We start from the raw sequence: 6,936 nt of genomic DNA, 5'->3' as shown, positions 1-6,936 counted from the left end.
TGAAAATAGATTTCTATAGAAATCGCAATATTTATCAATCACAGAGAGGGTCGGTTGAGCAGTTCTTGGTGCAATCATGGTTCTGATAAGGCTTTTAGCCTTTTTTCTTTATTATACTCTTCCCAGAGTGAAAGAAGAGGGGTAAACTTCTCGGAGTTTATGATGTGCAACAGTGAAAGATTCAAAATAAGCTAATCATTTGCTGGCTGAGGCATTGAGGAGTTGGGGAGGGAACATAATATTTTGGCTCATGGTTAAAACTCCTCATAGACAACGAGTTCTTCAGGTAAATTAGGTTGTGTAGTTGGTTGTAGCTCGGATTCCGCAGGAGAACTGGTGCGAGCAGAGGTAATATCCGTTACCTTGGATGACATGTGTGCTGGTGTCGGGTTACCTCCCTCAATAACTCTGAAAACTTCTACCGCTTCCGCATCATGTAAGCGTTGCTCTAGCAAGACTTCTTGCGCTTCGACAGAGGAGAGAAAATTTGCTAGTTTTTTGGCAGAAATTTTCGATTGTTTGTTATTTCGATGACGGTTGCGTAGCTCGCTGGTCGCTAGTCTTAATTCTTTCTCGGAACGCCCTTGAAATTCTGCATAGTATTGAGAAATACACTCTACCCACTGGCCTTGAACGAAAGCATAAGCAATGCTAGCGTTAAACGGATCGTATCTCACGGGAACAGAGGTATTTTCAATCTCGGGGTTTCTAAATAGGTTAGACCAGTAGTAGACATAGTTGATCTTCACTCCTCTGCTGGTTTGGACTTTAGCTTTACCACTACTGGTTGTTGGTAGAGTAAGAATTTTGAAATTCTCGTCATAGGGAATTAAGCGGTGAGTCCTTCCTCCTCCGTTGGCTATGCCCGTTATGAACGCTTCCCGTGGAGTTTGATCTAATGAAGGATGATCTAAGCGATCGTAAACCTCGTAAGCCCATTGGCTCAGATATTCATAGAGAACGCCTAATGTCCAAATGGCTTGATTCTTGGGGTTTACCGATTTGGTCACTTGTCTGACATTGCAGGTAATTTGAGTATTCCCCATTAGATTGTGAATAAACTGACTGTTGTTGGTTCCAAACAATCGCTCGCAAACTGAACCAAACCGTCCTTTTGCTGCTGGACGATGTTTTTTTGTACACTCAAAGGTCGCTAATAATGTTTCAAAATAGGTGCTATGAAACTCTGCACCGTTATCTACCACAATGGTTTGAGGTAAGCGGCCGTATCTTTGGACGCAAAGCCTCAGTACCATCAAACAAGCGCGATAAGAGGGGGAATCGAAGGAGAGGTACACTGCCAGCAAACGACGGGAATAACCGTCAATTAAGAAGGTCACCCAAGGTCTTCTTAACGAACGACCGGTATGGGAACAGACCAGTTCTACGTCTAGTTGAGTATGGTCGATATGACCGATTTCAAAGGGGCGATCGCCATGTCGAGGCGTTGTGCGACTTAATTCCCAGTAAAATGTACTTTGTGGGTATGCTGCTCTACGTCCCTTCCGTTTTAAAGTTTGCTTATAACCGGCATGTTTCTGGATTTCCTTGCTGAAGGTTTTGTAACTGGGAGCGATCGCCCCTTTCTGTTCGCAAATATCTACTAGAGAACAATAAACCGACCATTTCGATTTCTGTTTAAGAGTCTCATAGTCCTCGGCAATGAATTGCTCCATTAGTTGCAATGTTATATCGGGAAGCTTCCGTTGACGATTTCCTTTAGCTTTGCGATGAGACAATAACCCTAGATATCCACAGCCATATTTCTCCTGGGCAGCTAGGTACTTAGCTTTCCAATCTCGAATAGTACGGGCTGAAGTCGTTTCATTGTCTCGCTTCTGTCCCTCCAAATAAGGCTGAATCACTTCATAACGACGGAGGGCTTCTGTTTGGTCTTCAGGGCTTGCTTGATAGAATTTATTCCAGGCTTCTGAGGAAACGGTAGTGTGAGACTCAACTTGAGGACTGGTAATTTTCCCTTGCCAAACCAACGTCTCAAGTTCTGCCCGCCTTAACTGAATCAACCGTTCTTGTTCTCCTCGCAGAATAATTTCTGTAGTGCCTATATGAACAATACTCAAGGCTTTTCCATCCCAGAGGATTGAGGCTCCTGCGGTCAAATTCACTCCAGGGGATGTTATCTCTCTCGAAGAGGTAGAACTCACCATCAGAGCATATGCTTGAGCCGTTTCACTATCCGAGAAGACGTTGCATTGATTGGGTTCGGCTAAAAGACTACTACTGAGATCGACATAGATTTGTTCCTGAGCAATCAGAGTATAGATGGAATCAGCCAGAAACAAACTTAATAATTCATTCAATGTAATCCCTGGCTTTTCGGAGATAGCTCGGATGATACTATCGAGTTGAGGTCGATCTATCTCTAAAGACTCGGATCGGAGATAGTCCTCTAAAAACACAAAGTTTCGTTGCAGATTCCAATTAATCTCAGCATCGGAGCGTAAATGATAGTAAAGTCCAAAGGAATTAGCGTAATGTTCTCCTGGAGGAAAATACCACCCTTTCTCTTCAGAAAAAATGTAACGATGGGGACTTTTCTCTGCCAGCTTTTTGAGCTGTTGCTCTGATTTGCATTCTTCCCAACCTGCCGAATCTTTTCGTATGACGAAGAAGTCTGGGGTATGTAAAACCCCTAGTCTACGGTCGGTTTTGCTTTGATAATCTAGCTTAATCGCCGGGGGTTGGTCGTAAAATTCGAGCACATCTTCGTTATGCTCCAGTTGAAAAATGAAAGGCAGTTCAACTTTATGAGATTCAAACTGGATGGTTACTCCCATCTTTCGACTAGGGTAACGGCCAAAAACATTTTTGCTGCCACCACCAACGTTACGAGAAGGCTCTGAAGAGCGAATTCTTTGGATAACTTCCTGAGTTTGGCAAGACAACCCGAGAGTATTAGACCAAACATCAAACTCCGTTTTCGATAGCATCAGGCTCATCCTCGCGATCGTTATCTAAAACTGGGCTAAATAGCGTTAGCTTCCCATTTTTCTCGCTACTCCGTTGCCAAGCTATTCCTTCTGGATCTCGCTCTTGCGACCATTGCGGAAATTGCTCTGGTTTGTTGTACATCATGTTCATGATGGTTTGGTGTTGAAGTTTTAAGCGTTCGGCAAGTTGGCGAGTATTTAATGAGTAATTCGGCTCGTCTTGCTGGTCGAGCGTTGAATTGTCCCTGTTGGTTGGAGATACTGAGCTTTCCTCCTGTTCCTCTTGAGGCTGAGGGGTTGTATTTACTGGAGGAGTCGGATCTTGCTCCAGATTGTTTCGATCTCCCTTGTCAGGCTCGATGCCCTCCGGGCGGTCTTCGACCATCGCAGTTGCATCCTTCTCCGTCAATAGGGGTTGCTCTTGCGAGGGAAGCTCTAACCCCTGTTGTAAGTGGTCGAGTAACTCCTGGAGCTTTTCCCCCGTGTAAAACTGAAGGAGCTTTTCTGCTGCTTTCTTGGGATTGTCCATCCTGACTTGCTTAGAGCGATCCTTGATACCCAGCAGGTCTTTGACGAAACGATTCAGTTCTCGTCGATAGGCAGGTTCTTTGTACTCATCCTCCGGAATTGGGTTAGACTTGATGTATTCGTCAATGCGCAATCCGATTAAATCTCGACTTTCAACATACTCGCGTTCGTCAGCCGTCAGGTTGTCCGGATTCTTGATGTTTCGCCCTAGTTTGGCAGCAATATCTATGGCAATTAGTTCTCTATCCAACAACTTCCCAATGGCTGGAATCGCTGTGGCTGCACGATTTGCAGCTCTTAGTGTTTTCTGTTGTCTTTCGGCTAGATCCAACTTCGGGCAGTCACCGCCCGAAGTTGGATCGATAAGATCCAACCTTTCCCCCTGGCGCGATTCGTAAATCAATGTCCGAAACTTCCGTTTAATCTCTGGCTCCGGTTCGAGCAAGCGATCCACCGTTTCGATGGTTGTCCCCAAGCCATTGGGACGTTTGGCCGTAATAAATGCCCGGAAATTGTCAGAATCCGTCCCTTTGACGTAACGGCAGTAGTACGGCGTTACAACTCCTCTAGCAATGTATACGCATTCCCAAGACTTGTTTTCCAAGATATCGTCAATTAACTGAGGGATCTTATCGACAAAAGCTAAATCCTTGCTAATTCCAGAAGCAATACCATCAGCGGTAAAGAACGCATGAACTGCTTTTTCATGTTCTTCTTCTGGTAAGCGGTCATTTTCGGAAAAAACTTTCTCGACGACCGCTATTTCCGGAACTTTCCCTTGAGTTGGGTCAATAGTAGTAAAGTTGCCCATTACAAATCCTCCGTGCCTTTGAGTTTTGCAGCATGTGCAATGCGATCGCAAAGCCATATGTAAATGGTTTCCCACTCTTTATGCCCGAGAAAACATTTAGGGGAAACACCATTTCTTTGCTTTGCTTTTGTATGAATGTGCTTAATCGCCTCTCCTAACTCTTCCTTATCTGCATTGGGATAAAGAAGATACGCTAAACGTTGTGCTTTCTTATTAGCTTGCCCCCTAGCATATTTTGACTTTTCATCTGGTAACCAAGTAGCATACTCAGAAGGGAAACCCAAGGGAAGATCCTCAGTAGTTTGAGCTACCTCATCATCTTTGGCTCCAGTAGCGTCGTGATATTCATTTGAGAGCATGGCGAACAGAGGTTTCTCTTTCCGCAAAACCTGCGCGAAATGGGCTACAGTTTTCTTGTAATGCTCGAGGTAAGGCTTGTGTTGAACTGCCCATTCAGCAACCTTAGTATATTCTCCAGAGATCTCTTCTCCATCTACAATCTGTGCGGACAACTCCCCGGTAGAGGCAAGGGGTTCAAATGAGGAGATAGCGGTGGAAGCATTCTCTCCTTGCGCTTCATTGGCATCGCTACCTGAGTTCACTCCTTCCTCTTTTTCTCGAATGACATGAGACACTTCATTCATTACTTCTAGAGCTAATTCAATCAGGTCAGGATGAGCGGGAATCAATGTTTCTACCGGCTCTGGATCGTCTTTAGGGAATTGACGCAATAAACGCCCTAAATCCTGCATGAACGAGAGAGGAGCGCGAACATTTGTAGCATGAATTCGATATTTCAGACGGTTAATCGAAACCCCCTCTCCTAACATGGCTACACCAATTATCCAGGAATAAGCAGTCGGGCCAGTTTCGGAAGCAAACTGCTCAATTAACTTGCTAGAATCCTGTTGAGAAAGACTGCTGGAGCTAGAGTTGGGGTCATCATCCTTGGAAACCACAACGAGAGCATTTTCCCCTGTTAGCCGCAGAATGCGTTCCTTCATTTGTCGAGCAGCTTGAATTGTCGGAACTCGTACATAGGTCGCGCACTCTGGCAGTCCCTTCTGGCGATCGCGTTTCATGCGTCCGTGCGCCCATTCAATTGCTGTTTTAACCCAATCTCCTTCAACAAAAATGGCGGTATTGAGAGCATCGGTTAATTGTTTCTCATTTTGAGCATTGGTGAAGGTTTGACCATCATAGTGGGCTTCTCCTCGACGATAGGTAAACTCCCCAGCTAAGGTGACAAAAGAAAAGGGAGGAATCGTCCCTTCCCGCAAAGCGTCTGCTAAGACATACCTGAAGTCTGGCAAACACTCATAAACGTTTTCCTCAACAGAAGCATAATTAATCCAATTACCTAGAATCCTGTTGTTATCCGAGCGAAATGGTGTTCCTGATGTCATCAAACGATGGGCTACAACCTCATCTGGAAATGCTGCTTCACAGGCTTGACCAAATGCTAACTGGTCGCTTACGTGATGGACTTCATCGAGAATAATGAATACCTTACCTGCAACGTCTCTCTTCAGTGCCAAGCTCAACGTTTGAGCATTATCTGATTTAGTTAACCACTGATAGCTAACAACCATCCCATGATAGCCCTGGTTCAATAATTCATTGGGGGTGGGCGGACGATTCAAACGTTGATCTGTACCCGAGTAGTATAAATCCATACTAAATAGATCTCTGGCATCGGTGGAATATTGGCGCTTCAAATGATCTCCGGGAACAACAGCCACCAGAAACCGTAAGTCTAGCCCCCCTTTCCGAAGAAAGTCATAGGCATAGAGTGCTCCACCCGTCTTGCCTGCGGATGTGCAAGCTTCTAAGAGAAAGTTTTTCTTGAGATTAGTCTGGTAATCCCTCACAAAGCGGTCTTGCCAATCTCTGGGAACAAACTTTGCGGCCATAAATGCCTCCATTAGTTAATATCGATCTGTATACCTTTCGTAGCTCAAACGTATTCTACCATAATTGTATCTCACCTGTATCCCAATCGCATGGCAAAGAATAGCAAAAGCAAAACTATATCCATACGCTTGTCTGACCTAATGCTTGAAGCGCTGGATGCCCGTGCCATTCTTGACGAGAAAGACAGAACTCAGATTATCCGAGAAGCGATCGCAGGGTATTTAGACTTATCAGATGAACCTGTAGAAGATAAGTTAGAAGCCTTGGAAGAGAAACAGCATTCTTTGGGTAAAGCGGTTGATAGCCTATGCAGGGAACTGAAAGGAGAGTCCAAAAGAACTGATTCCTTAGAAACGCGCATAGAAGAGCTGAACCGCGTGATGGCTCTCTTCTTGGAGCGAGTAAATTAGTCCAGTTTTGGACAAGGAGGCGTGTGTCTGACACGATTCCTGTCAAGTCTTTATCCTCTGTTAGACCTTTCCACTTCCAGTGCCTTGAGAGGCTCTGAAATAGCTCGTCAGCTATGTATCTGAGTCAACATATGACGATAGGGATCGCACCTCATCTAAAATTTATGTACTTTTGGCGATATTATAGCAGTGAAAGGGAGAGTTAGGACATAATAGAAAGATGAAGTTAGCGATCGTGAGATGATGCCATCAGCTTATAGTATAGACCTAAGACATAAAGCCGTGGGGGCCTATGATAGAGGGGAGCGTAAGAGCCATGTGT

At 44.8% G+C, this 6,936-nt stretch carries 4 protein-coding genes; 1 reads left to right on the top strand and 3 read right to left on the bottom strand.

Annotated features, from left to right (window positions below; all coding sequences use genetic code 11):
• Positions 1 to 254: 254 nt before the first annotated feature.
• From J7545_RS18255 to J7545_RS18245, 3 genes are read right to left on the bottom strand one after another with little or no spacing between them, the layout of a single operon-like run.
• On the bottom strand, positions 255 to 2,951 hold the full coding sequence (locus tag J7545_RS18255; RefSeq protein ID WP_318700453.1) for a TnsA endonuclease N-terminal domain-containing protein: 2,697 nt from the start codon (positions 2,949 to 2,951) through the stop codon (positions 255 to 257).
• Positions 2,929 to 4,290, bottom strand: coding sequence for a hypothetical protein (locus J7545_RS18250; protein WP_318700452.1), 1,362 nt, complete (start codon positions 4,288 to 4,290; stop codon positions 2,929 to 2,931). The genes J7545_RS18255 and J7545_RS18250 overlap by 23 nt, the downstream gene beginning before the upstream one ends.
• Positions 4,290 to 6,203, bottom strand: a complete 1,914-nt coding sequence (locus J7545_RS18245; RefSeq protein ID WP_318700451.1) for a DEAD/DEAH box helicase — start codon at positions 6,201 to 6,203, stop codon at positions 4,290 to 4,292. The genes J7545_RS18250 and J7545_RS18245 overlap by 1 nt, the downstream gene beginning before the upstream one ends.
• Before the next feature lie 90 nt (positions 6,204 to 6,293).
• Here J7545_RS18245 and J7545_RS18240 point away from each other — a divergent pair, with 90 nt between their 5' ends.
• Positions 6,294 to 6,614, top strand: a complete 321-nt coding sequence (locus J7545_RS18240; protein WP_318700450.1) for a CopG family ribbon-helix-helix protein — start codon at positions 6,294 to 6,296, stop codon at positions 6,612 to 6,614.
• Positions 6,615 to 6,936: the final 322 nt, after the last annotated feature.

The sequence above is a fragment of the Roseofilum sp. SBFL genome (genome assembly GCF_017746885.1).
Classification (GTDB): Bacteria; Cyanobacteriota; Cyanobacteriia; order Cyanobacteriales; family Desertifilaceae; genus Roseofilum.
The sequence above is the reverse complement of the archived record's forward strand: the minus strand, read 5'-3'. Positions and strand labels throughout refer to the sequence as shown.

Bases quoted from the DNA above. Each gene is read 5' to 3' on its own strand.
- J7545_RS18245 (WP_318700451.1), bottom strand. From the start codon at position 6,203: ATGGCCGCAAAGTTTGTTCCCAGAGATTGGCAAGACCGCTTTGTGAGG.
- J7545_RS18255 (WP_318700453.1), bottom strand. From the start codon at position 2,951: ATGCTATCGAAAACGGAGTTTGATGTTTGGTCTAATACTCTCGGGTTG.
- J7545_RS18240 (WP_318700450.1), top strand. From the start codon at position 6,294: ATGGCAAAGAATAGCAAAAGCAAAACTATATCCATACGCTTGTCTGAC.
- J7545_RS18250 (WP_318700452.1), bottom strand. From the start codon at position 4,290: ATGGGCAACTTTACTACTATTGACCCAACTCAAGGGAAAGTTCCGGAA.